The sequence below is a fragment of the Ralstonia sp. A12 genome, from assembly GCF_000801955.1.
Classification (GTDB): domain Bacteria; phylum Pseudomonadota; class Gammaproteobacteria; order Burkholderiales; family Burkholderiaceae; genus Ralstonia.
This window is the reverse complement of the sequence record NZ_JSZO01000035.1, coordinates 1-1,340: the sequence shown is the minus strand read 5'-3', so window position 1 is coordinate 1,340 and position 1,340 is coordinate 1. Positions and strand designations below refer to the sequence as shown.

The 1,340-nt window shown below is 58.5% G+C and carries 2 protein-coding genes; both read right to left on the bottom strand.

All coding sequences use genetic code 11. The features are described 5' to 3' along the window. Positions 1–270: phage tail protein (locus PI87_RS25660; RefSeq protein WP_039600575.1), on the bottom strand; the 270-nt coding region annotated here is incomplete at its 3' end. 9 nt (positions 271–279) lie between these two features. Further along, positions 280–828: a phage tail protein gene (locus PI87_RS25655; RefSeq protein ID WP_039600574.1), complete on the bottom strand. Its 549-nt coding sequence runs from the start codon at positions 826–828 to the stop codon at positions 280–282. Positions 829–1,340: the final 512 nt, after the last annotated feature.

The following is a 1,340-nucleotide window of genomic DNA, read 5'->3' as shown; positions in this document are numbered from 1 at the left end:
GGTCGTCAGCGTGACGTTGTCGACGCCGATCTGCTGGCCGATCAGGCGGTTGGTCAACCCCGGGCCCTGGCCCTGGCCGACTGGCAGCTTGCCCTGCAGGTTGGGCAGGCCGAACGTGGTCTGGCCGTTGCCGCCGTAGGTTGTGTCCAGCAGGGCGAAGAGGGCCTCGTTGTCCGCAATGCTGACGATCTGGCCCTGACACAGCAGCCAGCCGACCGGCGCGTAGTTGCCGGCGAACAGGCGGATTTCGCCAATGTATGGTTGTGCCATGGTGGTCTCCTAGCCGCGTGACGGGAAAATGCCGCTCAGCGAGATGATGTAGTTCAGTACCAGCGAGGGTTGCATGTTCTCGTGCGCTTGGTTGCCACCAGTGGAGCCGCAGGCCTCGGCGGAGAGTTGCGCCAGGGTGCCGGCCGCGCCGTAAAGCAGCGTGCCAGAGCCCGGCGGCTTCGGATTGTCCCCGTTGTAGAGGTTGCTGGTGGCCAGCACGTTCTTCTGCGTTGTGCCGGTGTTTGCCGATGTGGCCGGCGTGGTCGATGCATTGAACGAATGGGTGTGCATCGGTACTTGCTCGGCCAACAGCGTCACGGCCTCGACGCCGCCCGGCATACCTTGCACGTAGGTCTGCAGGTCGCGGTGCAGCGGGGTGCGGCCGCGTAGGTCAGGCAGGCCGAACGTCGTGGTGCCGTTGCCCCCGTACCGCGTGCCGAGCAGTGAGAACAGTGCGGTATTCGTATTAATGGCCAATAGCGCGCCATTGCACATCGCCCACCCTTTTGGTGGAAATGGAAATGCACAGAGGCGAATCTCGCCAAGATATGGATCCACAACCCCCTCCCTCGTGATGTGGCACTGCCACGATATTGATTTTTTGATAGCCGGTATTTTTACCATTGCCCGGCTCGGGGGCGCAATTTGTTTTGCGCCCTGGCATATTTCATCAATAGAGCATGATGTTATGTATTTTCAATCGCCAGGATGAATGCCCGATGTCAAGGCAAGTGAGCGTGCCAAGAGTGTTGCTCGATGCCAATTCCACCAAACGTTGGTATTGACGGCGCGAGACGGTTTTCCTAGCATCGCGTCGGAATCAACGTGTCCATCCAAATAATGAAGAAATTAAGGAGACGTGGTTCCCGGGAGAGGGGTCTCTAAGGGTTAACGCTCGACCATTTAATCATTACGAATGATGTAATTGATTATGGTTGATTAAATCCGCGCGTGATTCCCCCCTCATGTAATGACGGGGGGTGCCTGGTGGCAATCAGGCCCGAATTTCCCAGAGCGCCAAGAAAAAAGGCCCGCAATAGAGCGGGTGGGACGAGGGAGAAATGCGCGTG